32 protein-coding genes are annotated in these 26,038 nt (G+C 70.7%); 12 read left to right on the top strand and 20 right to left on the bottom strand.

Translation table 11 applies throughout. From position 1 onward, the window contains the following. Positions 1–39: 39 nt before the first annotated feature. The 3 genes from DEJ35_RS05320 to DEJ35_RS05310 all read right to left on the bottom strand — a co-directional run bounded on the left by DEJ35_RS05320 (position 40) and on the right by DEJ35_RS05310 (position 2,841). The gene (locus DEJ35_RS05320) at positions 40–354 is read right to left on the bottom strand and encodes an SdpI family protein (RefSeq protein ID WP_111192197.1); all 315 of its coding nucleotides are present in this window, start codon (positions 352–354) and stop codon (positions 40–42) included. Between the two features lie 115 nt (positions 355–469). Beyond that, positions 470–1,126: a response regulator gene (locus DEJ35_RS05315; RefSeq protein WP_111192196.1), complete on the bottom strand. Its 657-nt coding sequence runs from the start codon at positions 1,124–1,126 to the stop codon at positions 470–472. Beyond that, positions 1,123–2,841 carry a sensor histidine kinase gene (locus DEJ35_RS05310; RefSeq protein WP_111192195.1) on the bottom strand — a complete coding sequence of 573 codons (1,719 nt, stop codon included), beginning with the start codon at positions 2,839–2,841 and terminating at the stop codon, positions 1,123–1,125. The genes DEJ35_RS05315 and DEJ35_RS05310 overlap by 4 nt, the downstream gene beginning before the upstream one ends. A gap of 153 nt (positions 2,842–2,994) precedes the next feature. On the opposite strand from DEJ35_RS05310, the gene DEJ35_RS05305 reads away from it, so the two are divergent. Further along, positions 2,995–4,488: a CitMHS family transporter gene (locus tag DEJ35_RS05305; protein ID WP_110860998.1), complete on the top strand. Its 1,494-nt coding sequence runs from the start codon at positions 2,995–2,997 to the stop codon at positions 4,486–4,488. A gap of 54 nt (positions 4,489–4,542) precedes the next feature. Here the strand turns inward: DEJ35_RS05305 and DEJ35_RS05300 are convergent, their stop codons facing one another. From DEJ35_RS05300 to DEJ35_RS05270, 8 genes are all read right to left on the bottom strand, one after another. Further along, entirely contained in the window at positions 4,543–5,616 is a 1,074-nt protein-coding gene (locus DEJ35_RS05300) for a low specificity L-threonine aldolase (RefSeq protein WP_110860996.1), read from the bottom strand. 4 nt (positions 5,617–5,620) lie between these two features. Next, the gene (locus tag DEJ35_RS05295) at positions 5,621–6,304 is read right to left on the bottom strand and encodes an SDR family NAD(P)-dependent oxidoreductase (protein ID WP_110860993.1); all 684 of its coding nucleotides are present in this window, start codon (positions 6,302–6,304) and stop codon (positions 5,621–5,623) included. Next, positions 6,301–7,767 carry a DUF6421 family protein gene (locus DEJ35_RS05290; RefSeq protein WP_111192194.1) on the bottom strand — a complete coding sequence of 489 codons (1,467 nt, stop codon included), beginning with the start codon at positions 7,765–7,767 and terminating at the stop codon, positions 6,301–6,303. The genes DEJ35_RS05295 and DEJ35_RS05290 overlap by 4 nt, the downstream gene beginning before the upstream one ends. Positions 7,768–7,993: 226 nt before the next feature. After that, positions 7,994–8,293 (bottom strand): hypothetical protein, encoded by a 300-nt coding sequence (locus DEJ35_RS05285; protein ID WP_111192193.1) that lies wholly within the window; start codon positions 8,291–8,293, stop codon positions 7,994–7,996. Then, on the bottom strand, positions 8,290–8,460 hold the full coding sequence (locus tag DEJ35_RS17215) for a hypothetical protein (protein ID WP_181435515.1): 171 nt from the start codon (positions 8,458–8,460) through the stop codon (positions 8,290–8,292). The genes DEJ35_RS05285 and DEJ35_RS17215 overlap by 4 nt, the downstream gene beginning before the upstream one ends. A gap of 55 nt (positions 8,461–8,515) precedes the next feature. Beyond that, positions 8,516–9,229 (bottom strand): hypothetical protein, encoded by a 714-nt coding sequence (locus DEJ35_RS05280; RefSeq protein ID WP_146238549.1) that lies wholly within the window; start codon positions 9,227–9,229, stop codon positions 8,516–8,518. 8 nt (positions 9,230–9,237) lie between these two features. Then, complete coding sequence (locus DEJ35_RS05275; RefSeq protein ID WP_258369892.1) at positions 9,238–10,137, bottom strand: ATP-binding cassette domain-containing protein; 900 nt, start codon at positions 10,135–10,137, stop codon at positions 9,238–9,240. Then, positions 10,134–10,334, bottom strand: coding sequence for a hypothetical protein (locus tag DEJ35_RS05270; protein WP_110860986.1), 201 nt, complete (start codon positions 10,332–10,334; stop codon positions 10,134–10,136). The genes DEJ35_RS05275 and DEJ35_RS05270 overlap by 4 nt, the downstream gene beginning before the upstream one ends. A 119-nt stretch (positions 10,335–10,453) precedes the next feature. Here DEJ35_RS05270 and DEJ35_RS05265 point away from each other — a divergent pair, with 119 nt between their 5' ends. Both DEJ35_RS05265 and DEJ35_RS05260 read left to right on the top strand, forming a co-directional pair. Continuing rightward, a complete protein-coding gene (locus DEJ35_RS05265; RefSeq protein ID WP_111192192.1) occupies positions 10,454–10,903 on the top strand; it encodes a hypothetical protein in 450 nt (149 codons plus the stop codon). Positions 10,904–11,049: 146 nt separating this feature from the next. Continuing rightward, positions 11,050–11,628 carry a TetR family transcriptional regulator gene (locus DEJ35_RS05260; RefSeq protein WP_181435514.1) on the top strand — a complete coding sequence of 193 codons (579 nt, stop codon included), beginning with the start codon at positions 11,050–11,052 and terminating at the stop codon, positions 11,626–11,628. Positions 11,629–11,710: 82 nt separating this feature from the next. Here DEJ35_RS05260 and DEJ35_RS05255 read toward each other — a convergent pair whose 3' ends face one another. Continuing rightward, on the bottom strand, positions 11,711–12,355 hold the full coding sequence (locus DEJ35_RS05255) for a GntR family transcriptional regulator (protein ID WP_111192190.1): 645 nt from the start codon (positions 12,353–12,355) through the stop codon (positions 11,711–11,713). 97 nt (positions 12,356–12,452) lie between these two features. On the opposite strand from DEJ35_RS05255, the gene DEJ35_RS05250 reads away from it, so the two are divergent. The 4 genes from DEJ35_RS05250 to DEJ35_RS05235 all read left to right on the top strand — a co-directional run bounded on the left by DEJ35_RS05250 (position 12,453) and on the right by DEJ35_RS05235 (position 15,526). Then, a complete protein-coding gene (locus DEJ35_RS05250) occupies positions 12,453–13,160 on the top strand; it encodes a DUF969 domain-containing protein (protein ID WP_027465970.1) in 708 nt (235 codons plus the stop codon). Continuing rightward, on the top strand, positions 13,157–14,239 hold the full coding sequence (locus DEJ35_RS05245) for a DUF979 domain-containing protein (RefSeq protein ID WP_111192189.1): 1,083 nt from the start codon (positions 13,157–13,159) through the stop codon (positions 14,237–14,239). Before DEJ35_RS05250 ends, DEJ35_RS05245 begins: the two co-directional genes overlap by 4 nt. Further along, positions 14,226–15,281: a DUF2891 domain-containing protein gene (locus tag DEJ35_RS05240; protein WP_258369891.1), complete on the top strand. Its 1,056-nt coding sequence runs from the start codon at positions 14,226–14,228 to the stop codon at positions 15,279–15,281. The genes DEJ35_RS05245 and DEJ35_RS05240 overlap by 14 nt, the downstream gene beginning before the upstream one ends. A 62-nt stretch (positions 15,282–15,343) precedes the next feature. Then, positions 15,344–15,526, top strand: a complete 183-nt coding sequence (locus tag DEJ35_RS05235) for a hypothetical protein (protein ID WP_110860976.1) — start codon at positions 15,344–15,346, stop codon at positions 15,524–15,526. Between the two features lie 51 nt (positions 15,527–15,577). Here DEJ35_RS05235 and DEJ35_RS05230 read toward each other — a convergent pair whose 3' ends face one another. From DEJ35_RS05230 to DEJ35_RS05215, 4 genes are all read right to left on the bottom strand, one after another. Next, on the bottom strand, positions 15,578–15,880 hold the full coding sequence (locus DEJ35_RS05230) for a putative quinol monooxygenase (protein ID WP_111192188.1): 303 nt from the start codon (positions 15,878–15,880) through the stop codon (positions 15,578–15,580). 63 nt (positions 15,881–15,943) lie between these two features. Then, positions 15,944–16,828 carry a biotin-dependent carboxyltransferase family protein gene (locus DEJ35_RS05225; RefSeq protein ID WP_111192187.1) on the bottom strand — a complete coding sequence of 295 codons (885 nt, stop codon included), beginning with the start codon at positions 16,826–16,828 and terminating at the stop codon, positions 15,944–15,946. Beyond that, positions 16,825–17,457: an allophanate hydrolase subunit 1 gene (locus tag DEJ35_RS05220; protein WP_111192186.1), complete on the bottom strand. Its 633-nt coding sequence runs from the start codon at positions 17,455–17,457 to the stop codon at positions 16,825–16,827. Before DEJ35_RS05220 ends, DEJ35_RS05225 begins: the two co-directional genes overlap by 4 nt. Then, positions 17,454–18,233, bottom strand: coding sequence for a LamB/YcsF family protein (locus tag DEJ35_RS05215; protein WP_111192185.1), 780 nt, complete (start codon positions 18,231–18,233; stop codon positions 17,454–17,456). Before DEJ35_RS05215 ends, DEJ35_RS05220 begins: the two co-directional genes overlap by 4 nt. Positions 18,234–18,402: 169 nt before the next feature. On the opposite strand from DEJ35_RS05215, the gene DEJ35_RS17210 reads away from it, so the two are divergent. Next, entirely contained in the window at positions 18,403–18,573 is a 171-nt protein-coding gene (locus DEJ35_RS17210; RefSeq protein ID WP_164941189.1) for a hypothetical protein, read from the top strand. Positions 18,574–18,790: 217 nt separating this feature from the next. Next, positions 18,791–20,155: an MFS transporter gene (locus tag DEJ35_RS05210; RefSeq protein ID WP_110860963.1), complete on the top strand. Its 1,365-nt coding sequence runs from the start codon at positions 18,791–18,793 to the stop codon at positions 20,153–20,155. Positions 20,156–20,274: 119 nt separating this feature from the next. Here the strand turns inward: DEJ35_RS05210 and DEJ35_RS05205 are convergent, their stop codons facing one another. Further along, positions 20,275–20,619: a hypothetical protein gene (locus DEJ35_RS05205; RefSeq protein ID WP_110860961.1), complete on the bottom strand. Its 345-nt coding sequence runs from the start codon at positions 20,617–20,619 to the stop codon at positions 20,275–20,277. Between the two features lie 146 nt (positions 20,620–20,765). Next, entirely contained in the window at positions 20,766–21,596 is an 831-nt protein-coding gene (locus DEJ35_RS05200) for an alpha/beta hydrolase (RefSeq protein WP_181435513.1), read from the bottom strand. Between the two features lie 359 nt (positions 21,597–21,955). Between DEJ35_RS05200 and DEJ35_RS05195 the strand changes: the two genes are divergently transcribed. The 3 genes from DEJ35_RS05195 (at position 21,956) to DEJ35_RS05185 (ending at position 23,905) form a co-directional block, all read left to right on the top strand. Beyond that, positions 21,956–22,987, top strand: a complete 1,032-nt coding sequence (locus DEJ35_RS05195) for a YeiH family protein (RefSeq protein WP_111192183.1) — start codon at positions 21,956–21,958, stop codon at positions 22,985–22,987. A gap of 76 nt (positions 22,988–23,063) precedes the next feature. Next, complete coding sequence (locus tag DEJ35_RS05190; protein WP_111192182.1) at positions 23,064–23,675, top strand: hypothetical protein; 612 nt, start codon at positions 23,064–23,066, stop codon at positions 23,673–23,675. Then, entirely contained in the window at positions 23,675–23,905 is a 231-nt protein-coding gene (locus DEJ35_RS05185; protein WP_017886849.1) for a helix-turn-helix transcriptional regulator, read from the top strand. Before DEJ35_RS05190 ends, DEJ35_RS05185 begins: the two co-directional genes overlap by 1 nt. Before the next feature lie 88 nt (positions 23,906–23,993). Here DEJ35_RS05185 and DEJ35_RS05180 read toward each other — a convergent pair whose 3' ends face one another. Further along, positions 23,994–25,070 (bottom strand): ABC transporter permease, encoded by a 1,077-nt coding sequence (locus DEJ35_RS05180; protein ID WP_111192181.1) that lies wholly within the window; start codon positions 25,068–25,070, stop codon positions 23,994–23,996. Continuing rightward, the gene (locus DEJ35_RS05175; protein WP_110860950.1) at positions 25,067–25,948 is read right to left on the bottom strand and encodes an ABC transporter ATP-binding protein; all 882 of its coding nucleotides are present in this window, start codon (positions 25,946–25,948) and stop codon (positions 25,067–25,069) included. Before DEJ35_RS05175 ends, DEJ35_RS05180 begins: the two co-directional genes overlap by 4 nt. Between the last annotated feature and the right edge of the window lie 90 nt (positions 25,949–26,038).

Here is a 26,038-nt window from a genome sequence, read left to right as displayed (position 1 = left end):
TGGAGGCCCGGTGCGGCCCCGCCCCGCGCCTCCAGACCGTCACCTGGTCGCGCGTCCTGCCGCCACCACACCCCAGAGGGCTCCACCGACGAGGATCGCGGCGCACGCGACGAACGCGGGAACGTCGTCGGCGCGTCCGAGTGCGATGGAGACCAGGCTCACGACCACCGTCGCGCCGCCGGCGATGCTCGTCGGGACGATCGCTGCTCCGTGGCCGAGGACCCAGCTCTCGTCGCTCCGCATGGTCGCCCGGGTGCGGATGCCCACGAGCCCGTTCCGGCCGATGATGCCCCGCGCCGGCAGTGCGACGAAGACGATGGTCAGGACGGCGGCGGCCATCTCGATCGCGATCACGTGGTCTCCTTCTGGGTTGGTCGTCGCGCTCGCGTGTGCAGTGAGCCTGAGCTCGGAGCGCGTCAGTCCAAACCTGCCGGTATCCGGTGGAATACGCAAGCGGCAGCGGAGTCCACTACCGCCGCACGTACCGGTGCTCCGGCCGTCCCGCAGCCCCGTACCGCAACTGCATCGCCACGGTCCCGTCCGCCGTGAGCTGCGCCAGGTACCGTTGCGCCGTCGCTCGTGAGACCCCGATCGCCGCAGCCACCTCGGCGGCGGATCGTTCCTCACCAGCGACGAGCTGCTCGAGCACCAGCGCCGCGGTGGCCGCCCGGGACGGCGACGCTCCGCCGCTGTCGCCGGCGTGCAGGATCCGGAACGCCCGCTCGACGGCCTCCTGGTCGAGGGTCGACCGCTCGTCGAGCACGTTCCGCGACCGTGCGTACGCCTGCAGCCGCTCGGCCAGCACCCCGGCCGTGAATGGTTTGATCAGGTAGGCGAGCGCCCCGGTGCGCATCGCCCGACGCACGGTGCCGGAGTCCGAGGCGGCGCTCAGCACGAAGGCGTCGGTGTCGATCGACCGCAGCAGGTCGAGGCCGCTGCCGTCGGGCAGGTACACGTCGACGAGCACCAGGTCCACGGTCCCGCTCGACAGCGCGGCGCGGGCGGCTGCGAGGGTCCCGACGGGTTCGAGTGCCCGGAACCCCGGTACCTCGTCGACCTGCCGCCGGTGCAGGTCGGCGACGTGGAAGTCGTCGTCGACCACCAGCACGGTGAAGACGGAACTCACGACACCACTCCTTCCAGTCGGGCGCAGAAGACCGCGCCGTGGTCGTCACCGCCGGGGGAGGCGAGCCACACGTCACCGCCGTGCCGCCGGGCGATCTCCCGCGACAACGGCAGTCCGATCCCGAGCCCGTGCACCTGCGAGACGTCCTCCGACGCAGGAGCAGCCGCCGTCCCGCGGACGAACAACGAGTCCGCGGCGTCGGCCGGTACCCCCGGCCCGGAGTCCATCACCGACAGGTGCAGGGTCGTGCCGTCGTCGAGCACCTCGACCTCCACCCACGGGGATCCGCGGTCCCGGGTGCTCCCGTCCCCGCCGAGGGCCGCCGACACCGCGTTGTCCACCAGGTTGCCGAGCACGGTCGTCACGTCGCCCGGTTCGGTGATCGTCCCCTGCACGAGTGTCTCAGCCCCGATCCGCAGCAGCACCCCGCGCTCGGCGGCCTCGACGCCCTTCGCCCCGAGGAACGCCTGCAGGTACGGCTCGGTCAACCGGTCGGCGTGCTGCACCGGGTAGCGCAGCGGCCCGCGCTCCTGCACGTCCGCCAGGTACGCCCGCGCTCGCGCGGTCTGGCCGATGTCGAGCAGGCCCGAGATCGCGTGCAGCCGGTTCGCGAACTCGTGGCGCTGCGCGCGGAGCGCCGTGCTCATCGACCCGACGGCGTCGAGCCGCCGGGTCAGGGCCTCGACGTCGGTGCGGTCGCGCAGGACCGCGACCCGGCCCAGGTCGCGTCCGTCCCGGAACACGGTGCGGACGTCGACGAGCAGCACCCGGTGCCCGGCGACGATCGTGGCGCTCGCCGAAGCGGCCGGAGCCGCGGGGGACGCGGCGAGCATCGACCCGAGCGGTGCGGGCAGGTCGAGCGACGTCACGGGTCGACCGACCGGGTCGGTCAGTCCGAGCAGTCGCACGGCTTCGGGGTTGCAGACGGTGACGACTCCTGACGGGCCGATCGCGATGACGCCTTCACCGACGCCGCCGAGCACGGCCTGCTGGTTCTGCACGAGCGTCACGAGCTCCTCCGGTTGCAGCCCGAGCGTCAGCCGCACCAGCCGCCGCCGGATCAGCACCGAGGCGATCACCGCGAGCAGGACCGCCGCCAGCCCGGCACCGATCACCGGCATGCTGTCCTCGACCAGGGTGTCGTAGACGCGTGCCCGGTTGAACCCGACGCTCACCTCGCCGACGACGGGGGACTGCCGGGAGGCCCGGCTCGCCTCCGCCCCGCCGGCTGCGGGCGCGGAGACGGGCACCTTCGCCCGCGCCGACTCACCGAGCGTGCCGCGCGCCCAGGACACGGTCTCGCGACCGGCGAGTGCGGCGTCGGGGGAGGTGCTCACCATCTCGCCGATCCGGTCGACGTCGGGGTGGGCCAACCGGATGCCCCGGTCGTCGGTGACCACGACGAAGAGTGCCCCGGTCCGGCGCTGGGCCGCGACGGCCGCACGCTGGACGGGTCCGTCGGCGAGGACCGCGGGGTCGAGGTCGGTGCCGTCGACGCTCAGCCGGGCGACCGCGGCCCGGACGTCGGACTGCGCGGCGACGCTCTGTGCGATCGCGAGGGCGGTCCCCTCGGCAGCGCGCTCGAGCCGGGTGACCTCGATCCGGACGAACACGGCGCTGGTCAGGGCGACGACGGCGACGACCACGGCGAGCTGCAGCACGAGCACCTCGGTGGCGAAGCGGAGCCTGGGGCGCCGTGAACGGTCGTCGGTCACGACCCCAGCGTACGGAGGGCGAGCGGACGTGCCTGCGCACAATGCGCAGAAAGCGGTCAACGCGCGATGGTGCGCCAATGTGCAGAAGCGCGCCGCGCCTCCAGGCCGGGTCGTAGCGTGCCCGGACTGCCAGACACGGACGAAGGAGTCCAGATGCTCGTCATCCTCGGGTACGCGATGGTCCTGACCTTCATGGTCCTGATCATGACCAAGCGCATGTCGCCCATGCTCGCGCTGATCATCGTGCCGACCGTGTTCGGACTGTTCGCGGGGGCGGGTCTGGGACTCGGCGACATGGTGACCGAGGCGATCGGCACGCTGGCACCGACGGCCGCGCTCCTGATGTTCGCGATCATGTACTTCGGGCTGATGATCGACGTCGGCCTGTTCGACCCGCTCGTCAGGTTCATCCTGCGGGTGACCGGCAACGACCCGGCGAAGATCGTGCTCGGGACGGCCCTGCTGGCCGGCGCAGTGTCGCTCGACGGAGACGGCTCGACGACGTTCATCGTGGTCACGGCGGCGATGCTGCCGATCTACCTGAAGCTCGGCATGAGCCCGGTCGTGATGACGTGTGTGGCCGGGCTGACGAACGGCACGCTCAACATCGTGCCGTGGGGCGGTCCCACCGCCCGTGCCGCCGCCGCGCTGAAGATCGACCCGACGGACATCTTCGTGCCCCTCGTGCCGTCGCTCGTGGTGGGGCTGCTGCTGTGCTTCACGTTCGCGTGGACGATGGGCCTGCGGGAGCGCAAGCGCCTCGGGCTGATCGAGTTCACCGAGGCCACGCGAGGCGCACGGGTGCCGGAGCGGGCGAACGCCCGAGCGGGGTCACGGGTGCTCGCGGCGGTCGGCGGGACCGGCGGCGGGATGTTCACCAGCCCCACGGTGGCGCTCGGACTGCGCGGCGGCAAGGCCGACGGTCGGCGTGCGGACGGCGATGGCGTGGACGCCGTCGGGTCGGGGGACGAGAGCACGGGCACCGGCACCATGGCCGAGACGATGCTCGACCCGAACCGTCCGACGCTGCGGCCGAAGCGCATCTGGTTCAACCTGGCGTTGACCGTCGCCGTGATGGTGGCGCTCGTGCTGGGGCTCCTGCCGCTGCACTTCGTGTTCATGATCGGCACGGCGATCGCCCTGCTCGTGAACTTCCCGCAACTCAAGCAGCAGACCGCGCAGATCGTCGCGCACGCCCCGAGCATCGTCGGTGTCGTGTCGATGGTGTTCGCCGCCGGGGTGCTGATCGGGGTGCTCGACGGAACCGGGATGGTCGCGGCGATGGCCGACTGGCTCGTCGCGGTGATCCCGGACTCGATGGGCCCGTACCTGGCGGGCATCACCGGTGTGCTGAGCATGCCGCTGACGTTCTTCATGAGCAACGACGCGTTCTACTTCGGGATCCTGCCGGTGCTGTCCGAGAGCGCCGCGGCGTACGGGATCACGCCGGCCGAGATGGCGCGGGCCTCGGTGGTCGGGCAGCCGGTGCACATGCAGAGCCCGCTCGTCCCCGCGATCCTGCTGCTGGTGTCGCTGGCGAACGTGAACCTCGGCGACCACCACAAGAAGGTGCTGTGGCGGGCCGCCGTGGTGGCCATGGCGATGCTCGTGGTGGCGATCGTGGTGCGGGTCATCCCGTTCGGATGAGCCGGCGGACGGTGCCGGTCCGGCGCGCGCCGGGCCGGCACCGGGCCGGGCGGCTCAGGCGGCGTCGAGCTCCCGCGTCAGAGCAGCGACGAAGTCGTCGATGTCCTGCTCCGAGGTGTCGTACGCGCACATCCACCGCACCTCGTTGCGGCTGGCGTCCCAGTCGTAGAACCGGAAGTGCTTCCGCAGCCGCTCGGCCACCCCGGCGGGCAGGGTCGCGAAGACGCCGTTCGCCTGGGTCTGCTGGCTGAAGCCGACACCCCGGATGCTGCCGTCGGCGATGCCGGCCTCGAGTGCACCGCGCAGTCGGGCGGCCATGGCGTTGGCGTGCCCGGCGGAGCGTAGGTACAGGTCGTCGCTGAGCAGGGCGATGAGCTGCGCGGAGACGAACCGCATCTTCGACGAGAGCTGCATGTTCATCTTGCGCAGGTAGTGCAACCCCTCCGACGCCGAGGGGTTCAGCACGACGATCGCCTCGCCGTAGAGCATGCCGTTCTTCGTGCCGCCGAAGCTCAGCACGTCGACACCGGCGTCGGTGGTGAAGTCGCGCAGGGGCACCCCGAGGGATGCTGCAGCGTTGGAGATTCGGGCGCCGTCCATGTGCAGCTTCATGCCGAGCGAGTGGACGTGGTCGGCGATCGTCCGCACCTCGTCCACCGTGTAGGCGGTGCCGAGTTCGGTGGTCTGCGTGATCGACACGACGAGCGGCTGGGCGCGGTGCTCGTCGCCCCAGCCCCAGGCCTCGCGGTCGATGAGTTCGGGGGTGAGCTTGCCGTCGGGTGCCTCGACCGGCAGCAGCTTGATGCCGGCGACGCGCTCGGGCGCTCCGGCTTCGTCGGTGTGGATGTGCGCGGTCGCGGTGCACACGACCGCTCCCCACCGCGGCAGCATCGACTGCAGGCCGACGACGTTCGCGCCGGTGCCGTTGAACACCGGGAACGCCTCGGCCTGCGACCCGAAGTGGTCCCGGATCACCTCGTTGAGACGTGCCGTGTAGACGTCCTCGCCGTAGGCGATCTGGTGGCCGTCGTTGGCCGCGGCGATGGCGGAGAGGATCTCGGGGTGGACGCCGGCGTAGTTGTCCGAGGCGAAGCCCCGCAGGTCCAGGTCGTGCAGTCGGAGGGTCACTCGTTCATCCTAGGTTCGAGGGATCGGGCGCCGTGAGCGGGATGCGGGCCCCGTTGACGTCGGCCGGTGGGGTGTCCCAGAGCCGGACGACCTCGGCGCCGAGCTGCGCTTCGAGGCCGGACAGCGCGCCGACGACGAACACGGCGGCCGCCGCGGTCTCCGGCGCCTCCTTCCGGAACCCCTGCGCGACGGCACGGACCCAGGCGTCGGACGCGGCCTTCGCCGCCGCGTAGTTCGCGGCGCCGGCGGTGGGGGAGTCGACCGCGGTGGACGACACGAACGCGAGCCGTCCGGCAGGGGACGCCACCAGGTCGTCGTGGAAGACCCGGGTCGTGTTCCGCAGGGTCCGGAAGGCACGGTCGAAGAAGTCCCAGTCCGCGTCGGACTGACCGACGATGCTGCCACCGCCGCGCCACCCGCCGACCAGGTGGACCAGTCCGTCGACGCGGCCGGCGTCCGCGTGGACGTCGTCGGCCAACGCGGTGACCGCACCGAGGTCCGACAGGTCGCACGTGCGGGTCGTGACGCCCGGGACGGACGCACGCAGGGCCTCCAGGGCGTCGGGTCTGGTGCCGACCGCGACGACGGCCGCACCGGCGGCGGTGAGTGCGCGCGCGACGGCCGCGCCGCTGGCACTGGTCGCACCGGCGATCAGTACCAGGCGACCGGCCACCGAGGCGTCGGTCACGCGGCGGCCTCGCCGACGAGCTCGGCGTCCGTGGTGCCGGTGATGCCGGCCGTGGACGCGATGACGGTCGCCATCTTCTTGTCGAGGGCCTCGTAGAACATCGACAGCGGGAACTCGTCGTCGAGCACCGCGTCGGTGTAACCGCGCGGCGGTCCGGCGAGCGTCTCGTCGGGCAGGCCACGCGCCCACTTCGACGCCGGGTGCGGCGTGAGCGTGCGGGTCAGCATCTCGTACGCGGCGAGCCAGTGCGCCGACTTCGGCCGGTCGATCGAGCGTCGGTAGAGCTCGTTGATCTCGTCACTCAGGGCGATGATCACGTCCGGCACCTCTGGCCAGTCGATCGTCAACTGCGTGTCCGTCCAGTGCAGGACGCCGTGCTGGTGCATCCAGGCGAACAGCAGCTGGCCGCCGAGTCCGTCGTAGTTGCGGACGCGGCTGCCGGTGATCGCGAAGCGGAAGATGCGGTCGAAGACGACCGCGTACTGCACCAGGCGCGCGTGGTCGCGGATGGCGCGCTGCGCATCCTGGAGGCCCGTGTCGGGTCCGGCGGACAGCTCGCGTTCCAGACGCACGGACTCGCGGAACGCGGTCAGGTCGCAGCGGAGCTCCTCGAGCGAGTAGAGGAAGAACGGCATCCGCTGCTTGATCATGAACGGGTCGAAGGGCAGGTCCCCGCGCATGTGCGAGCGGTCGTGGATGATGTCCCACATCACGAAGACCCGCTCGGTCAGCTGCTGGTCGTCGAGCATGGCAGCAGCCTCGGCCGGCAGCTCGAGCTTGGTGACGTCGGCGGCGGCACGGACGACCCGGCGGTAGCGGGCGGCCTCGCGGTCCTGGAAGATCGCGCCCCACGTGAAGGCGGGGATCGTGCGCATCGCGACGGTCTCGGGGAACAGCACCGCCGAGTTCGTGTCGTACCCCGGGGTGAAGTCGACGAACCGCAGCGCGACGAACAACGCGTTGCCGTGGTCGCCGGCCTCGAGCTCGGCGATGAACTCCGGCCAGATGACCTCGACCAGGACCGCCTCGACGAACCGCGAGGTGCTGCCGTTCTGCGTGACCATCGGGAACACGACCAGGTGCCCGAGCCCGTCGACGCGGTGCTGCTGCGGCTGGAACGCGGTGAGGGAGTCGAGGAAGTCGGGGACCCCGAAGCCCTGCTCCTGCCAGCGAGCGAAGTCGTGCTGCAGCACCTGCAGGAACGCGGCGTCGTGCGGGAAGTGCGGCGCCAGCTCGGCGACGGCCGGCACGATCACCGCGACGTGACCGGCGGCAGCGGCATGGTCGGACGGTTCGGGGACGGAGCCGTCCCGCGTCTGCAGGGCCTGCAGGCCGACGACTGCACGCTTGAGCCGGAGCCAGGCGGGGTGGGCGGCGATCTCGCGCACCGACAGGTGGTCCTCGACGACCTCGGGCTCTCCGACGATGGCGTCCTGCGAGATCTTCTGGACGAACTGGGACATGTCGAACCTCCCGTCATCGGGGTCGGCCGCGGATCTGCGGACGAGTGGTGCGCGTTACCGGATCGTCTCGAGCCTAGGGAAGTTCGGGGGACGCAAAGTTGCCCATCTCCGGTGGAATCGTGCGTCGTCACGATGCTCGCGCGTGGATCCGACTGCTGCGCACACGGAACCGTCGCCAGTCGTGCGTGGGCGGTCAGCGAGGTCGGAGTCAGCGGCGCTGGGCGGTTCACCCGGAGTCGATGTCCCCACGGGTCGCCGAGTCGATGTGCTCACGCTTGGTGACGGCATCGATCGCTTCGCTCACCGTCGAGTCCGGATGGGTCTCACGCCAGCTCCGCACCTGTGCCGGGTCTGGTGCTGACCCCGGGGGGATCGGCGTACTCCCGACGATGCTCGAAGCGAAGGCGGCGTAGGTGATCGTCGCGAGCGCTGCCAAACACGCGTAGAGCAGATCGAGCGAGAGCCAGGCGCCGACCGTCGACACGATCCCGAAGAGCACGATGAAGGCCGGCGCCCGGCGCCTCATCGGAAGCACCCTCGCTTCACTGCCGCGATGCCGAGGAGCTCAGCCCCCAGCGCAGCCGCAGCCCCGCCGAGGGCCCGGATCTTCTCCCAGCTGAAGGACGCGCCCCACATGATCCGGACTGCCTTCGTGACGCCGCCGAGCGAGTTGATCAAACGCTTGATCCTCACTTCTTTCAGTCTCTTTTCCTGGGTGTTGGCCCGGTGTGGGCCGCCGAGAGATGCATCACCGCGGTTCTGCGCGGAGCTGTCGGAACCACCCGAGCGCGAGTGGAATCGCGGTCCAAACGACGAACGACGTCATTGCGGGGCCGACGCCGACGCGGGTTTCCGAGGCGATCGTCCAGTCAAGACCAGGCGCCGCGAGCCACGACGCGAAGGCGTATGGATTCAGCCAGTTGAGGAGGGCTGGTGTGAACGCGAGGCCGATCGTGAGGAACAACGGACCGAACACAGCGATGACGAGTGCGGGCGCTGTTCGTAGCACCAGGCCCGCCACAGCCGTCGCGGTGAGCGTCGCGGCGATCGTCGTCGCGAGCATCTCCCAGAACTGCCGGAGTACCGCGATGTCGAAGACAGAAGCGGCTGAGGTGGGCCGTGTGACGGCGAAGACCACGGCAGCGAGGAGATGGATGACGACGAGCGTCGAGACGCCGAGGATCAAGACCGCGACGTAGCGGGCGCCGAGGATCCGCTGGCGTCGTGGCGTGATCGAGAACGTCGTCAACGCCGCACGCGTGGTCCATTCGGCCGTGAACGCCATGACAGCCAGGAGACCCATGAGCAGGGGAAGAGCCACGCTGAGTCCCGCCACGAAAGCGACGAACGTCTTCGTTTCCCACCCGATAAGGAAGGACAGCACCACTCCGCTGACAGCTGCGACTGCGAATGCCCATCGGGGACCGCGTGTGTCGAGAGCGCGTCGCATCTCGACGAGCACCAAACGGATCACACCATCCTCCCCTCGTACTCCGTGGCGGTGAGGGATGCCAGGTACGCGTCGAGCCGGATGTTCTCGCTCCTGAGCTCGAGGAGCGCGATTCGTGCATCCCGCGCAGCACGACCGACCTCCTCTGGTGCAAGGTCCACGAGCAAGCCTGCTCCCGTGGGGAAGGGATGGCTGCCGACGCGTCGGAGTGCCTCCTCAAAGCGCGGAAGATCTTCAGCGACGACGAAGGTGCGTCCGGCTTGTGTCCGAAGATCATCGAGTCGGGTTTCATCCACGATCCGTCCGCGGGAGATCACCACCAGGCGGTCGGCGGTCCGTTCCACTGCCGCGAGTTGATGAGTGGAGACGAGGACTGTTCCTCCCTGCTCCGCGAAGTGGAGCAGCAGGTTGTCGAGCCAACGCATTCCTTCGGGATCCAGGCCGTTGGACGGTTCGTCCAGCACGAGGGCACGTGGGTGCCCGAGTAGTGCGTGCGCCAAACCGAGTCGCTGACGCATGCCAAGGGAGAGTTTCCCGACTCGTCGGGCGGCAACCTCTGACAGGCCAACCATCTCGAGACACTGATCGACCCTTTGGAAGGGCTCGCCGATCGTGAAAGCTGTGAGCCGAAGAGTCTCGCGGACGGATCGACCTGGGTGGAAGGCTGACGCGTCCAGCAGGCAACCGAGGAAGCGGGCCGGATCGGAGAGCTGTTGAAGTTCCTGCCCGTTCACGAACGCGGCTCCGACATCGGCTCGGGTGATTCCGGTGAGGATCTTCAAGGCGGTGGACTTGCCGGCGCCGTTCGGCCCACAGAACGCTGTGATCGTCCCCTCGGGACAGGAGAAGGAGACGTCATCGAGCGCGATGCGTTTGCCGTAGGTCTTACCGACCCGACGGAGTTCGATCGGATCGGTCACGACATCAGCTGATCGAGCAGAAGTGCTGCCCCGATCGCTCCGACGCAGACCAAGAAGGCGGCTGGTGCCACCTTGCTCCTCGGTTCGACGATGCCAGCAAAGCCCGCTGCGCTGAGGCCGGCCGCTCCGGCCGCCACCGAGAGCGGCCACCCGGCGGCAACGAGGACGACACAGGTGGCCCCGAGCAGGACGGCCATCGCTGCGAGTCCAGCGCTGAGCAGTGGTCGTAAACGAGATTTCCTTGCAGCCACAACCCCTCCTTACGTTGGGGCTTCGAAGGGGTGGTGCAGCCACCACCCCTTCGAAGCTGGGTCAGTTGAAGTACTTCCAGATGTCCCAGGCCGTGATGAGCGTGCTGACCGTCCCTACGGCAGCCTTGATCGCGGGCCACGCAGTGCGCTGGAAGGTTGCGAACGACTTCTTGACACCGTCCGAAAGCTTCTTCCACAGCGCGGGGACCTTCTTCAACGCATTGATCGCAGTGCGGATGAGCGATATCCAGCTCCGCTCGGTCTCGCCGACACGATCGGATGACCCCGCCGGTGCTGCGGTGTTGGAGAGGGGCCGCGCCCAAGCGGGGGCACCGGTCGCGGCCGCGCTGCGAGTGGTTGTCGGGCCGTGGGTCGGTGCGCTGCTCGACGCGGAGACCGGCGTCGATGCCGGGGCCACCGCAGCCGTCGCGGGCACGGATGTGCCGAGGACAGCTGCTGCCGTGACGCAGGCTACGACTCCTGTCGACGCTGCCCAGCTCCGCCGCTTGCGCTGATACATGATTGCTCCTTCGCGATCCGTACGTGCCGGTCCTGGTCGACCGGCACGCTGTACGGGCAGCACGCTAGCAACGTTTCACCCGGTGATGTGCAAAGTTTTGAAATGTTACGAACGCGGTCATCGATCGGTACGGTGGTGGCCATGGCCCGATTCACGCCCCCAGCCGCCGACGCGATGCGCGCCCGGCTCCTGCTCGCCGCGCGGGACGAGTTCGCCGCGGTCGGACTGGCCGCCGGCAGGGTCGAACGGATCGGTGCCGCAGCGTCGAGCAACAAGGCACAGGTCTTCCACTACTTCGGCAGCAAGGAGGGGCTCTTCGACGCCCTCGTCGCCGACACCGTGACCGAGACGTTCGCCGAGGCACCGCTCGACACCGCCGACCTCGCCGCCTGGGCCGGCCGGGTGCACGACTCGTACGTCCGTCGCCCCTGGGCACAGCGGCTCGCGACGTGGCACCGGCTCGAGCGCGCCGACGTCCCGCTCGAATCCGTCGCGACGAGCTACGCCGACGCGGTGGCCGAGGTCGAGCACGCCCAGCGTGCCGGGGTCCTGCCGCGGGCGTTCCGGCCGGCGGTGCTGCTCGGACTCGTCCTGCACACCGCCGCGTTCTGGAGCGCGACCGCTCCGGAGTACGAGCCGCTGGTGCAGGCCGTGACGCCGCCGCGACGTCGCCAGGTGGTGGTCGACGCGGTCGCGGCGCTGGTCGGCGGGAAGTCCTGACCGAGGGGACAACAGGGACCAGCGTGAGCGTGCTCGGACCGAGCGTGCGGGACGGAGCCGCGCCGGGCCTCCTGGCCGTCCCTCAGTCGGCTGCGCCGGCGGCGACCCGCAGCGTCCGCTCCGCATCGTCGAGGTAGTCGGCGAGCAGCGCCGAGGCGGCGTCCTGGTCGCCACCGCGCAACGCGGACACGATCGCGCCGTTGCGTTCGACGAAGTCGGCGTGGAACGACGCCGGGTCCGCGGTGGTCAGGAAGGCGAGCCGCATCTCGGCGAGCAGCCCGTCCATCAGGGCGTGGATCCGCTCGCTCGGCACCGCGCGCACGAGCTCGGCGTGGAAGCGGATGTCGGCGGTGCCGACCGCACCCCACTCGCCCGCGGACGCTGCTGCCCGGGCGTCGGCGACCGCTGCGGCGGCCTCGGCGAGTGCCGGTGCGTCGGGGGTGCAGGCACGGACGGCCGCCTCCTCGAGCACCCGCCGAGCCGCGTAGAGATCGGCGACGTCGGCAGCGGAGAGTCGTCGGACGAACACCCCGCGGTTGAACACGTGCTCGACAAGGCGGTCGCGGGCGAGCAGTCGGAAGGCCTCGCGCAGGGTGTTCCGTGACACCCCGAGCTGGTCGCTCAACCGTTCCTCGGACAGCTGCGCCCCGGGGGAGAACCCACCCGACGCGATCATCGTGCGCAACCGCGTGGCCGTGGAGTCAGCGCCGCCGACGGTTCGGGTCATGGCACCGATCCTGGCACGGGTGGCGTTTGTGAAGGGCGTGTTACAGAGCGGAGCCGGCTCTTGCGATTGTTGAACAATGCGGTCCAGACTGTCCCGCATGTTCGTCCTCATCGGCGTCGCCGTCGTCATCGTCGGCTTCGCGCTGCGCATCAACGCGCTCCTCGTCGTCACGGTCGCGGGCATCGTGACCGCGGCCATCGGCGGGATCGGTCCCGTCGGCATCCTCGACGCGTTCGGCAACGGGTTCGCCTCGAGTCGTTCCGTCACGACCTTCGCGCTCGTCCTGCCCGTCATCGGCCTGATCGAGCGCTACGGCCTGCAGGACCAGGCGAAGCGTCTGATCGCGAAGCTCGACAAGCTCACGACGGGTCGTCTGCTCGCGGGCTACCTGGTGATCCGCCAGGTCACCGCGGCGGTCGGCCTGACCAGCATCGGTGGCCCGGCGCAGACCGTGCGCCCGCTGGTGTACCCGATGGCCGAGGGTGCGGCGACCAAGAAGTACGGGCGGATCGACGACCGGATGCGCGAGAAGATCAAGGGCTACTCGGCCTCGTCCGACACCGTCGGCGTGTTCTTCGGCGAGGACGTCTTCGTCGCGGTCGGTTCGATCCTGCTCATCACGACGTTCGTCGACTCGACCTACGGGCTGTCGCTCGAACCGATCGACCTGGCCCTGTGGGCGATCCCGACGGGCATCGCGGCGCTCATCGTGCACGGCGGACGCCTGCTGCTGTTCGACCGCCGACTCGACAAGATGGCGGCGGACGCCCGTGCCGACGCCCCGACCCTGGGGGCAGCAGCGTGATCACCAGCGAATGGCTCTACTGGCTCATCGGCGCGTTCTTCATCACCGTCGCCGTCCTGATCGTCACCGACACCGCGCACGCGAAGCGCCTGGGCAACGCGGCGTTCTGGGGCATCCTGGGCCTGTCGTTCTTCTACGGCACCTTCGTCGCCGCCGGCACCGTGCCGGCCTGGACGCTCGGGATCGCCGTCCTCGTCATGGTCGCGCTCGCCGGACTCGGCTTCACGGGCACGACGAGCCGCACCCGGGTCGCGAGCATCCCCGGCGCGGGCACGGGTGCCGAGACCGGCCCCGCCGAGCCCACCGGGGTGACGCAGAAGATCACGAACGCCGGAAGCGGCAGCGGCAGCGTGCTGGCCACCACCAGCCCGGACGAGCGCGCCGCGTTCGCGACGAAGTACGGCAACCGGCTCTTCATCCCGGCCCTCGTGGTGCCGGTGGTCGCCGTGCTGGTCGCGACGCTCGGCCCGCTCGTCTCGTTCGGCGGCCAACCGCTGCTCGCCGAGGGCAGCGCGACCCTGACCGGCCTGGGCATCGGTTCGGTGCTCGCCGTGGTCGTGGCCGTGTTCGTCCTGCGCCCGCCGAAGATCGCCACTCCGATCCGCGAGGGCGGTCGCCTGCTGCAGGCGATCGGCTGGGCGGCGCTGCTGCCGCAGATGCTCTCGACGCTCGGCATCGTCTTCACCCAGGCGGGGGTCGGTGACGCCGTCGGCACGATCATCAAGTCGGTGCTGCCCGACGGCTCGCTGCTCGCCGCCGTGGTCATCTACTGCCTGGGCATGGCCCTGTTCACGATCATCATGGGCAACGCCTTCGCCGCCTTCCCGATCATGACGGCCGCGATCGGCTGGCCCGTCCTGGTGCAGGGCTTCGACGGCAACCCCGCCGCGATCTTCGCGATCGGCATGCTCGCCGGCTTCTGCGGCACGCTCGTCACCCCGATGGCGGCGAACTTCAACCTGGTGCCGGCCGCCCTGCTCGAGATGCGGGACAAGTACGGCCCGATCAAGGCGCAGATCCCCACCGCCGCCATCCTGCTCGTCGTCAACATGGGAGTCATGTACCTTGTCGCATTCTGATGCCGCCCCGATCGACCTGACCCGGGCCGCCTGGGCCGACCGCTTCGCGGCCGTCGCCGCGGACAACACGACCCGCGAGTACCCCTACGCCGCGCACCACGCGACGTCCGGACCGGACGACCGAGCCCTGCCCGTCGAGCTCCACCCCGCCTTCGCCACGTCGTACGACTGGCACTCGTCGGTGCACATGCACTGGCTCGCGGCGCGCCTGGTCGCGCACGGCCTGCCGACCGACCTGGAGGCCCGTCTCACCTCGATCCTGCAGGCGCACCTCACGACGGATCACCTCGCGACCGAGGCGGCCTACCTGCGTGAGACGCCGCACTACGAGCGCCCCTACGGCTGGGCCTGGCTCGCACGGCTCGCCGCCGAGGTGTCAGCGTCCGAGGCACCCGCCGTCCGGGCGCTGGCACCGGGGTTCGCGCCCGTCGTCGACGTCCTCGAAGACCTGGTCGTCCGGTGGATCGACGGCGCCGCGCACCCGGTCCGGCACGGCGTGCACTCGAACTCGGCGTTCGGGTTGCTGCTCGTGCTCGAGGCCGCCCGGTCGCTCGACCGTCCGGCCCTGGCGGCTGCGGTCGAGGGGGCTGCGAAGGACTGGTTCGGCGCGGACGCCGGGTGGCCGTTCGCCTGGGAGCGGAGCGGGCACGACTTCCTGTCCGCGGGCCTCGCCGAAGCCGACCTGATGCGTGCGGTGCTGCCCGCCACGGAGTTCGCCACGTGGGCGCGCGGCTTCTTCGCCGCGGTGCAGCCGGGCGACGCGATCCTGCGGTCGACGGTGGTCCGTGACGAGAACGACCCGCAGCAGGTGCACCTGTTCGGGCTCGACCTGTCGCGGGCGGGCTCGGCCCGGCGCATCGCGGACGCACTCCGCGCCGGGGCCCCGGACGACACCGGGATCGCCGACCTGCTCGACGACGCGGCCGATCGGCTGCTGGCCTCCGGGCTCGCGGCGAGCGTGGGCGAGGAGTACTACTCCACCCACTGGCTGGCGAGCTTCGCGTGGGACGCCATGGAGGCCCGGGAGCACGCCGCCCGCTGATCGTTCGTCGGAAGGTCGGTCCTCTCCGGACACAACGAGGATCCGGAGGTACCTTCGGGGCCATGAGCGATCCGAAGGACGACGAGACCCTCGACGACTTCCGCGAGGCGCAGGAGACCGACTACGAACCGGAGCCGACCGTGCTCGACCCCGACGACCTGCCGGTGGTCGACGACGCGGACGACGAACTGCTCCCCGACGACGACCGACCGGTGCCGCTCGACACCGACGACGACGCGATCTGAGCCATCGCGCCGCCGTCGTGCAGCGGCGTCGGCGTCGGCGTCGGCGTCGCCTCAGTCGAGCGGGAGGGTCCGCGCGAAGGTGCGGGTGACCGGTGTCGCGGCGAGGAACGGTGCCATCGCCGGAGCGCCCTCCGGCGTCGCGCGCCAGGCCACGTAGGTGTCGTGGTCCTCGGCGGTCGTCCACGACTCGACGACGACCATGCGCGCCGGGTCCTCGTCGTCGACCAGGACCTCGAGCGAATCCAGGCCGTGGAACGACGCCGTCTGTTCGAGCGTCTCGCGGATCGCACCCTGGAGTGCGTCGGAGGCGGCATCGCTCTGGAACTGGACCTCGAGCAGGACGGTCATCGACATGGGGAACCTTTCGTCAGCGGTGTCCAAGCCAACCCCTGACCCCCTGCGCTTGTTCCGGGTCGGTCAGTCGACGATCCGGAACCGGAGCGGATCACCCGGACGGAGCTGTGCAGCGAGGTCGATCGACGCCGGCGTCAGGACCGCGACGACCGGGTACCCGCCGGTCACCGGGTGGTCGGCGAGGAACAGCACGGGGAAGCCCTCGGGCGGCACCTGCAGTGAACCGGTCTCGACGCCCTCGCTCGGCAGCTCGCGTGCCACGGAGCGGACGAGCGGCGTCTCGGCCGTGGTGCGGACCCCCACGCGGTCGCTGTCCGCGCTGACGGAGAAATCCTGACCGGTCAGGGTCGCACGCCACTCCGGGGTGAACCAGTCGTCGCGCGGTCCGGGCACCACGTCGAGCACGACCGGCTCGTCGGGCCACCGCGGCTCGGGCTGCGGCACCGCGTCGACGATCGGCCACGACACCCGGGCGTCACCGACGGGCAGGACGTCACCGGCCGACAGCGGCGGCGGACCGAGGCGCGCGAGGGAGTCCCACGAGCGACTGCCGAGCACCGGGTCGACCGCGAAGCCCCCGAGGACCGCGACGTAGGCGCGCAGGCCCACGGTCGCGGTGCCGATCCGGAGCGTGTCGCCCGGGGCCAGGAGCAGCACCTCGTGCGAGGCCGCACCCCGGACCGACCCGTCCGCCCGCTCGACCTCGACGGGGCAGGCCGCGCCGGTGGTGGCCGCGACCACGTACGCGTCGGCACGGAGCGTGACGGAGCCGAGCAGGGCCTCCAGGACGGCCGCGTCCGGACGGTTGCCGACCAGCCGGTTGGCGAGCGCCGCGGAGCCGCGGTCGGCTGCCCCGGCGGCGCCGAGGCCCATGTCGCTGAAGCCCGGGCGCCCGAGGTCCTGCGTGGTCGCGCCGTAGCCGACCTGCACGACGGTCAGCGCGCTCATCCCGCACCCGCCACGACGAAGCGGACGAGCGTGCCGGCGGGCGCGAGCGCCGGGGGTGTGCGGTCGAGCGACCACATCGGCACATCGGTGCGGCCGATGAGCTGCCAGCCACCGGGGGAGGTCCTCGGGTAGACGGCGCTGAACTCGCCGGCCACCGCGACGGCCCCGCTCGGGACGGCCGTGCGGGCGGTGCTGCGGCGGGGCAGGTCGAGCGGTCGAGCACTGCCGGTGAGGTAGCTGAAGCCGGGCGCGAAGCCGCAGAACGCACTCGTCCAGAGCTGCCCGGTGTGCCATGCCACGAGCTCGTCCCGCCGCATGCCGGTCAGCTCGGTGACGGTGTCGAGGTCCTCGCCGTCGTACGTGACGGGGATGACGAGCGGTTCGGCGTCGTGCGCTTCGAGCGCTGCGCTGACCGGGCTGACCTGCGTGAGCTCGGAGCGGAGCCGCCCGGCGTCCGTCGTGGTCGGGTCGAACCGGAGCAGCAGTGTCCGGGCGCCGGAGACGATCTCGGTCAGCCCCGGCAGGGCGGCCTGCGCGAGCCCGGCGCGGAAGGCGACGACGTCGGCGAGGGACTCGAACGTGGCCAGGAGTGCGCTGCCGCCCGCGGAGCGGACCTCGGGACCCGTCACGGTGCGAGCGGCGGGGACGGTGCGAAGGGAGCGATCGTCACGCCGTGCTCGGTCAGCAGCGCTCGGATGGCTCGGGCCATCGCGACCGCGTCGGGGGAGTCGCCGTGCACGCAGACCGAGTCGGCACGCACGGCGATCTCGGACCCGTCGACGGCGGTCGCGACGCCGTCGGTGACCATGCGGAGCACCCGCGCTGCGACCTCGTCCGGGTCGTGCAGCACCGACCCCGGCTGCTTCCGTGACACCAGTGAACCGTCGGGTTCGTAGGCGCGGTCGGCGAAGGACTCGCTCACCGCGCGGAGCCCGTGGCGCTCGGCCGCCAGCAGCAGCTCCGACCCGGGCAGCGCGAGCACGGCGAGGGACGGGTCGACGTCGGCCACGGCTCGGACGACGGCCTCGGCCTGCACCGGGTCAGCGCAGGCGGTGTTGTACAGGGCGCCGTGCGGCTTGACGTAGGTGACGGCCGTGCCGGCGACGTGCGCCGTGGCGGCCATCGCGCCGAGCTGGTGCACGACGTCGGCGTACAGCTCGTCGGGCGTGACGTGCACGGGGCGGCGGCCGAACCCGATCAGGTCGCGGTAGGCCAGGTGTGCGCCGACCGCCACCCCGCGCTCGGCGGCGGCGCGGGCGGTGGCGAGCATGATCGTCGGGTCGCCGGCGTGGAACCCGCACGCGACGTTGGCGCTCGAGACGACGTCGAGCATCGCGGCGTCGTCGCCCATGGCCCAGGCGCCGAAGCCCTCGCCCAGGTCGCTGTTCAGGTCGATCGTGGTCACGGGTGCTCCCTGTCCTCGCGGGTTGTTGAACAATCTACCGATCGCCCTGGTCCCTGTCACCCGCTGCCTCCGACCGGACGGCGGTTTCCGAGGTGCGCCACGTACTGTCCGAGTCCTCAGTACCACCGGCGGCAGTGCTGCCGGATCGATCTCTGCACTGGAGCAGCTCATGACCGACAGTGACAACACGCACGACGCCCCGAAGAACGACTCCGAGGGCACCGAGAAGCCGGGCGGCCTCGGCGACGACAACACCATCCCGAACAACCCCGACGGCCTGGCCGCGGGCCACACGGGTGACGACTCGCACTTCAACCCGGAAGAGGACGGCGAGCACTAACGGCTCCTTCCGGCCTGCGGGTCGATGCAGAACGACACCGTCGTTGTCCTCCGACAGCGGCGGTGTCGTTCTGCGTCAGCACCACGTCCGTCAGCACCCGACGAAACATGCGCTACAAAACCTTCCGGCACGAGGTTTCCGGTGCTACAGTCCCGATCACCTAGCAGCACTAGGGATTCAGCGGGCGCCGAAGCCCCCTGTGACTCAAGGAGGAGTCATGTCGACACCGACGTCGAAGGAAGAACCCACGCGGGGCATCGCCGGGACCGCGTCCCCAGCGGTCACCGCAGCCGCCGGAGCCACCGCCACGGACGCCGCGGCGTCCCGGGCGTTCTCGGTCGAGGGCATCACGCAGTCCGTCAGCACCGTCCGGGTGGGTCGGGGGTACCTCTGGGGCCTCAGCTTCGCCCAGTTCGGTCTGTTCGTCGCCCTGCTCACCCCCGTCTTCGTGAGCATGTCGATCAAGGCGACGGAGCTGAACCCGACGAGCCCCGAGACCGTCGTCGGCTCGGTCCTGCCGTTCGGAGCGCTCGGCGCCCTGTTCGCCAACCCCCTGTTCGGCGCGCTCTCCGACCGCACCCGGACGCGGTGGGGTCGTCGTCGCCCCTGGATGGTCGGCGGTGTCGTCGTCTTCGTCGGTTCCCTCGCCTGGCTCGCGTTCTCGCCCGACGTGCTCCAGCTCACCCTGGCCTGGGTGCTGGCGCAGGTCTCCGCCAACGCCGTCCTGTCCACGCTCACGGCGAGCTTCGCCGACAACGTGCCGGAGTTCCAGCGCGGCAAGGCGTCGAGCGTCATCGCCCTGGCGCAGAACATCGCGATCCTGGCCGGGCTCTACCTGGCCGTGTACCTGGTCGGCAACCTACCGCTGCTCTTCATCGCACCGGGCGTCCTGGCGATCGTCGCGGTCCTCGTCTACTCGTTCGTCGCCCGTGACGACCTGCCGACGACGCCGGTCAAGCCCTTCAGCTGGATCAACCTGATCAGCTCGTTCTGGACGAACCCGATCAAGCACCGCGACTTCGGGCTCGCCTGGTGGGGCCGCTTCCTCATCACCTTCGGCACGTTCATGTTCACGACGTACCGACTCCTCTACATGCAGGACCGCATCGGACTCCCGCAGGCCGAAGCGGTCGGGGTCGTGGCGTTCGGCGTGCTCCTCTACACGATCGCCCTGCTCGTCAGTGCCGCCGTCTCCGGCTGGGTGTCCGACCGGATCCAGCGTCGCAAGGTCTTCGTCTGGGGTTCGACGGCCATGACCGCCGTCGGCCTGGTGATCCTGGCCCACGTCGACAGCGTCGGAGGGTTCTACTTCGCCGAGATCGTCCTCGGCTTCGCCTTCGGCATCTACGCCGCCATCGACACCGCGCTGATCGTCGACGTGCTGCCCGACCCGGAGCGCCCCGGCAAGGACCTCGGTGTCATCAACATCGCGAACGCCCTGCCGCAGTCGCTCGCTCCCGCCGTCGGCCTGTTCCTGCTCGGCATCGGTGGTGGCCAGAACTACACGCTCATGCTCTGGGGTGCCGGCGTCGCCGTCATCCTCGGTGCCCTCGTGATCCTGCCCGTCAAGTCGGTCCGCTGACCGACGCGACCGCCTGGAGGCGCGACCCGCGCCCGCGACGCATCCCGCGCCTCCGGACGGTCACCTCCACCGCACGTGCCCGGCTCCGCGGGCGCGGTGACGGGCAGGGGTGGCGTGGTTCAGAGCTGCGGTGTGCGCTTGCCGAACAATGCGTCGAGGAACCGCGAGAACCGCGACTCCGGTTCGTGAGTGGTCTCGATCGAGCGGGTCGGCGAGCGGAACGCCAGGTCGTGCAGCATGTTCCGCTTCGACCCGTCCCAGTTCGCGAACAGGTAGGTCCCGCCGATGAAGGACATGCTCCGGACCGGCGTGCGCTTCCACGAGTCGGCAGCCACGTAGTACCCCGCGTGGCCGGCGCGGATGTGCTGGATCACAGTGTCCACGTCGATGACACCGGTCGGTGTCACGACGGCGGTGATGCCCGTGCGGTCGCGGGCGACGTACTCGATGAGGTGTTCGGTCACGATGGAACTCTTCGTCACGGTGGTGAGGCGCCACGGCAGGGAGCGTGGCGAAGGGGATTCGGAACCGCCGTTGCTTCCGTTTCCAGAGTACGTCCGCGGCGGGCGTGCCGTTCCCGGATGTCCACCGTTCGCAGACGGACGAGCGTTCAGCGGATGGGGGTCCGGACGGCCCACTCCGCGATGCGTTCGATCGTGTCGCCGAAGTCCCTCGTGCCGGGTCTGTTGAGGAACGCGTGACGGCTGTCCGGCAGGACGTGTCGTTCGACTTCGATGCCCGCGGTCTCGAGCTCGTCCGCGAAGCGCTCGCCCGAGGCGCGCATGACGTCCCGCTCGGCGTCGATCACCAGGGTGCGGGGAAACCCGCCGAGGTCGTCGGACGCCGGGTAGACCGCAGCGGGGCGGCCGCCCGCGTACGCCCGGTTGCTCAGGTCGAGCAGCAGCGGCGCGTGCGTGAGCCGCCGGTGCCCTCGGACGAGTCGCCGCACCGCCGGGTCACGGGGGAGTCGGGCGTGGAAGAACCCGTAGGTCAGCACGAGGCCGGCCAGCGGCGGGGCGCTCGCGACCGCGGACGCCGCCAGGCACGCACCGGCGCTCGCGCCGCCGAGCAGCAGGCCGGACGGTGCCTCGTCGTGCAGGTGGCGGAGCACGGCGACGGTCTCGTCCCGCGCGTGCGGTGCCCGTCGTCGCCCTCGCGGTCCGCCCCGGCCGAGCCAGGGCAGTCCGGGCAGCGGTCCGAGGCGGTAGTCGACGGTCACGACCGGCAGGCCGCGCTCGGCGAGTGCCCGTGCGACGGCGTCGGACTCGGGCAGCTCGAGGTCGCCCCGGAAGAACCCGCCACCGTGCACCCAGACCAGGGTCGGGTACCCCGTGCCGCCGCTCTGCTCCGCCGGTCGGTAGCGCCTGATGGGGACCGGCCCGTGTGGTCCGTCGATCCTGTCGTCCGCGACCTCGATCGCGTCCTGGTGCATCCCCCGCATGGGAGCAGTGTCGCAGCACGCGGGCGGGAGCCAGGCTCGCGGCGCTTGAATAGGCATACTTTTGTAGCGGCCAAAGGGGCACAGCCCGGGGACCATGCGTCAAGGCGGACGAGGCCAATGCGGACGCCTCGGACGGCACCACCGCGACCTTCACCTGGAACGGCGAGACCGGCCGCGTCGAGATGACGGGGGACACCCCGCCCGAGGGCAGATCGCGGCTGCACGACCACGTCGTCACTGCCGGTCGTGGTGATCCATACGCCGAAGTCGGCGCGCTGGCCGCGGGAGTCGCAGTACTCCACCGTGCCGTCCTGCCCGTCACGGCCACGGATCGTCCGCGAGCGCGACATGCTGTTCCCATGCAGTCCGTCCGTGCCGCCGTCCCCGGTGTCGCCCTCGCCGTGGCGATCGGCATCGTCGCCACTCTCGTCGGCCGTGTCGTCCCCGTGGTCGGTGGTCCCGTCCCCGCCGTCATGATCGGTGCCGTCGTGGGGTGGCTCGTCCGGCGTCGCACCGGTGGCTCACTCGCCGCACTGGCTCCCGGGGTGAAGTTCTCGTCCAGCCGGGTGCTGCAGTTCGCGGTGGTCCTGCTCGGCGCGCAGCTGTCCATCGGTGAGGTCCTGCGCATCGGCGGTGAGACCCTGCCGGTGATGCTCGCGACGCTCGTCGTCTGCCTGGTGGCCGCGTGGGGGATCGGCCGACTGCTCCGGGTCTCGGGCGCGCTCCGCACCCTGATCGGCGTCGGGACCGGCATCTGCGGTGCCTCGGCGATCGCCGCCGTGACACCCGTGATCGGCGCGGTCAGTGCGGACGTCGCCTACGCGATGTCCACGATCTTCCTCTGCAACATCGCGGCCGTCTTCGCCTTCCCGCTGCTCGGGCACGCCCTGGGCCTCAGTCAGCACGCCTTCGGCGTCTTCGCGGGCACCGCCGTGAACGACACGTCGTCCGTCGTCGCCACGGCGACGGTCTACGGCCGCCAGGCGACCGACACCGCGGTCGTCGTGAAGCTGGTGCGCACCCTGATGATCATCCCGATCGTCATCGGGCTGGCCGGACTGGAGGCCCGCCGCGCCTCCCGCGAGCAGCTCGCCCCCGCCTCGGGGCCGGGCCGCGGGTTCCGGGTGTTCCGGTTGGTGCCGTGGTTCCTGATCGGGTTCCTCGTGGTGGTGCTGCTCCGGACGGTCGGGGTCCTGCCCGCGTCCGTGGCACCGGGGTTCGCGACGGCCGCCTCGTTCCTCATCACGGTGGCGCTCGCCGCGATCGGCTGCTCGACGGACTTCGCCGCGCTCCGCCGTGCCGGGTTCCGACCGATGCTGCTCGGCATCGCGCTCTGGGTCCTGGTGGCGGGGACGAGCCTGGGCATGCAGGCGGCCTTCGGTCTGCTGTAGGGCTTGCCGAGGTCCTCCATATCGTTTATCGTTGCATCGAAATTCGATGGTATCGATGATCGACAGGGAGACAGTCATGACCACACCCGTCTACGAACCGCCCCGCGGGCGGAACTCCTACCTGGCCTACGTCGTCTCGTGCGCGATCGGCATCGCGATCGTCGTGTGGCGGTACGTCGACCTGCTCGTCCACTCGATCACCTCGGGCACGGTGGCGGTGCCGATCCGGATCCGTGAGACCAGTGCCGTCCCGCAGCCTCCGGGTGGTGCGACGGTGACGTCCGACCAGCTCGTGCTCCGGGCGCCGATCGCCGACGTGCCAGGTGGTGCGATCGGGTACATCCGCGTCGGCGACGCCCTGGAGGTCCTGCTCGTCAGCGCCCTCATCGCCCTGGTCGCGGCGGTGGCCTGGAAGATCTCGCGCGGCGGGCTCTTCGACCGCTCGACCACCCGGATCCTCGACTGGCTCGCCGGCGCGGTGCTGGCCGCCGGGTTCCTGCCGTCGTTCGTCCGCCGCATGGGGTGGAACTGGGTGGTGTCCGGCCTCGGCTGGGACGGGTACCTGCCCACACCGGTGGTGGACCACCAGTTCCTGCCCGTGTACCTCGGCCTGCTCGTCGTCGTCTGCTTCCGGTTCGCGCTCACCGCCTCGCAGCGGATGGTGCGGGACCAGGCCGGGCTGGTCTGATGCCCCCGGAACAGGAGGACGGCCACGCGGTCGTCTGTCACCTCGACGACCTGCTGGCCGCGCGGGGGATGACACTGACCGAACTCGCCGACCGCGTCGGTGTGACCGTTGTCAACCTCTCGGTGCTCAAGAACAACCGGGCTCGCGCTATCCGGTTCTCCACCCTCACCCGACTGTGCGAGGTGCTCGGCTGCCAACCGGGCGACGTCTTCTCGGTGCGCACGGACTGACGACGGGAGGCCCGCCCGACGTGAGCTGATCTGCTCACGTGGGACGGGCCTCCTGGCCGGGTCTGCCGTGCCTGCCGCGCCGGCGGCGTCAGCCGCGCAGCGCCTCGGACAGCTTCACGCGACTTCCGGTGCGGAGCAGGGCGTTCTCGTAGACGCGGGCGCCGATGACGACGACCGCGACGACCGAAGCGGCGACGATGACGAGCGACAGGATCGGCTCCCACCACTCGGCCGTCCCCAGGAAGATCCGCATGGGCATGCCGATCGGGGCGCTGAACGGCACGTACGACATGATGCCGAGGATCGTCGGGTTGTCGTACGCGACGATGATCAGGAAGTACGGGATCATCACCAGCATCATCACCGGGGTGGTGACGCTGCCGACGTCCTCCTGGCGGGAGACGAGCACGGCCGCCGCGGCGAACAGCGACGCCAGGAGCACGAACCCGATCGCGAAGAAGCCGATGAACCACAGGATGCTCGGGCCGAGCATCGCGAACATGTTGTCCTGCCCGGTCACCGCCAACGTGACGATGGCGGCGACGGCCACCGCGACGATCTGGGCGAAGGCCATGATGCTGTTGCCGAGCACCTTTCCGGCGAGCAGCGCCCGGGCCGGGATCGCGGACATCAGGATCTCGACCACCCGTGTCGACTTCTCCTCGACGACACTCTGCGCGATGGACTGGCCGAACGTCACCGCCGACGCGAAGTACACGACGCCGAACGCGATGGCGATGAGGTAGACCAGCCCACCCGGGAGTGCGTCCGGGTCGAGCAGCTCGATGCGCGGGGTGACGCTCAACGCCGAGACGACCTCGGACGGGGCCTCGTCGAGTCCGACGACCTTGTAGCCGAGCGGGTCGTCCGACGGCACGATCGCCGCGTCGACGTCGCCCGTCGTCACCAGCCGTTCGGCGTCGTCGACCGATGCCGACTTCGTGACGTTGAGCCCACTGGTGGTCGGCAGCGAGACGCCATCGACGACCGCGACCGGGATGGTGTCGTCGGCGGTGGCCTTGCTCACGATCCCGCCGACGACGATCGACGCGACGACCATGCCGATCAGGATGAGCGCCGAGACCACGAAGGCCTTGCTGCGGATGCGTGCCTGGATCTCACGTGCGGAGACGAGCCGCACGGCCTGCACGAAGGAGTTGTTCATCGGACGACCTCCCGGAAGACCTCGCTGAGCCGCGGCACCCGCGGTGAGAACGACCCGACGGTGCCGTGCTGGACGGCCCGCTGCAGGACACGCTGGGCGGTGGCGGCGTCGGCCTCGAAGACCGCGTACCCGCCGTCGAACTCGCGCACGGCCACACCCGGCTCGTCGCGGAGCCAGGCGACGTCCCCGTCGACCAGCAGCTCCCAGGCGGCCGGACCGGCCTGCCTGCGGAGTTCCTCCTGCGGGCCGGCGGCGCGGATCGTGCCACCGGCGATGACGACGACGTCGTCGCAGAGCCGCTCGACCACGTCGAGCTGGTGGCTCGAGAACAGCACCGGGACGCCCCGGGCAGCGGTCTCGCGCAGCACGCCGAGCACGGTGTCGACGGCCATCGGGTCGAGGCCCGAGAAGGGCTCGTCGAGCACGAGCACCTCGGGGTCGTGGGCGAGCGCCGCCGCGATCTGGACGCGCTGCTGGTTGCCGAGCGAGAGCTTCTCGACGGGGTCGCCGGCGTGTGCGGTGAGTTCGAGGCGTTCGAGCAGCTCGCCGGTGCGGCTCGTCGCGGCGCGCTTGTCGACGCCGTGCAGCCGGGCCAGGTAGGTGATCTGCTCGGCCACCGGCATCTTCGGGTACAGGCCGCGTTCCTCGGGCATGTAGCCGAAGCGGCGGCGGTCGGCGGGCCGGACCGTGGTGCCGTCGATCGAGACCGTGCCGGCGTCGGCCTGCAGGACACCGAGCATGATGCGCATGGTGGTGGTCTTGCCGGCGCCGTTGCCGCCGACGAACCCGGTGAGGCGTCCGCTGCCGACCGTGAACCCCACGTCGTCGAGCACCCGGCGGTCACCGAAGTGCTTGGTCACCCCTTCGATGGTGAGCATGTCGTTCCCCTTCGTCGCGACGCTGGTCGTCGCTGCGTCCGACGCTATTGGCCGGGAGGCACGCCCCGCCTCCGCCGTCAGGCGGGACTC

Origin of the sequence: Curtobacterium sp. MCPF17_051, assembly GCF_003234595.1 — a bacterium.
Lineage (GTDB): Bacteria > Actinomycetota > Actinomycetes > Actinomycetales > Microbacteriaceae > Curtobacterium > Curtobacterium flaccumfaciens.
This window is presented reverse-complemented; position numbering and strand designations above follow the sequence as displayed.